Source organism: Qipengyuania sp. 902, assembly GCF_051195295.1.
In the GTDB taxonomy this organism is placed as follows: Bacteria; Pseudomonadota; Alphaproteobacteria; order Sphingomonadales; family Sphingomonadaceae; genus Qipengyuania.
In genome coordinates this window covers 1-1,238 of the sequence record NZ_JBNJLJ010000010.1, presented here as the reverse complement: position 1 = coordinate 1,238, position 1,238 = coordinate 1, and the positions used below count along the sequence as shown (strand labels likewise).

The 1,238-nt window shown below is 57.7% G+C and carries 1 protein-coding gene; it reads right to left on the bottom strand.

The window, feature by feature from the left end:
- Nucleotides 1-7 precede the first annotated feature (7 nt).
- Nucleotides 8-1,155, bottom strand: a protein-coding gene (locus tag ACSH0F_RS15135; RefSeq protein ID WP_435203929.1) for an IS3 family transposase whose coding sequence is annotated in 2 segments (ribosomal slippage) — nucleotides 8-900 and nucleotides 900-1,155 — 1,149 coding nt in all. Because the reading frame shifts where the segments join, the coding sequence is not laid out codon by codon here.
- Nucleotides 1,156-1,238: the final 83 nt, after the last annotated feature.

The following is a 1,238-nucleotide window of genomic DNA, read 5'->3' as shown; positions in this document are numbered from 1 at the left end:
TGCACTGCTACCCAACGTCGGACCACGTGGGTCTGGAGTTTTCCGCCTTTCCCAGATCCGGTGGGCTGGTTGCACCGGCTGAGTTTGCCAGCATGATCGGGGGGATATTCCCTATCGCACTGTGCGGTCGCTCTTCGTTGTAGTGTCTACGCCAGGCCTCCAGCTTTTCGCAAGCATCTTGCAGCGACAGGAACCAGTGCGCGTTCAGGCACTCGCTGCGCAGCTTGCTGTTGAACGCCTCGATGAACGCATTGTCTGTGGGCTTACCAGGGCGAGAGAAGTCAAGGATAACACCGCGCTGGTAAGCCCACAGATCCATGTCCCGTGAGATGAACTCACTGCCATTGTCCACCCTGATAGTCTTGGGATATCCGATCTTCCTGCATGCTTGTTCCAGAGTGGCAACCACATCCTCGCCACGATAGCTGAACCGGGGATCGACCACAGGCGATAGCCGTGAGAACGTATCCACCACGGTCAGGATGCGCAGCTTGCGACCCGTCGCGAGCTGGTCATGCACGAAGTCCATAGCCCAGACATCGTTTGGCCTGATCGCCGGAGCACGATCCTCTCGCAGCTTCGCCTTCACACGCCGCTTGGGCGTCTTGTTCCTGAGTTGCAGGCCCAACTCCCTGTAAAGCCTGTAGACCTTCTTCATGTTCACGACCCAACCGTCGCGGCGCAGGATGTAGTACACCCGCCGGTAGCCGTAGCGAACGTGCGTCTCGCAGATCTCCTTGATACGCTTCTTCAAAAAGGCCGGATCGGTTCGGCGGGACTGGTAGTGATAGGTTGAGCGATCGAACTGCAAGGCCGAACATGCCCTGCGGATCGTCACCTGCCAGTCCTGCCGAACAGCGTCGATAATCTCGCGCTTGCGATCCGGCCTCAGAGCTTTCGTTTGATAACGTCCTGCAACATCTCGCGATCCAGTGTCAGATCGGCGACGATCTTCTTCAACCGTCCGTTCTCGTCTTCCAGGTCACGCAGCCGCCGCATCTCCGATGGCATCAGCCCCGCGTACTTCTTCTTCCAGTTGAAGTAGGTCGCCTGGCTGATGCCTGCCTTGCGGCAGATCTCTGCCACAGGCGTCCCTTCTTCACCCTGCTTGATAACGAACGCCTTCTGCGCGTCCGTGAACTTCGATGCCTTCATGCCGTAACTCCTCGCCCAGCCAAGGATACTTACGGCAGAAAACTCTAACCCGAAACGGTCCAAAATTCAGGTGGCAGAGCAAA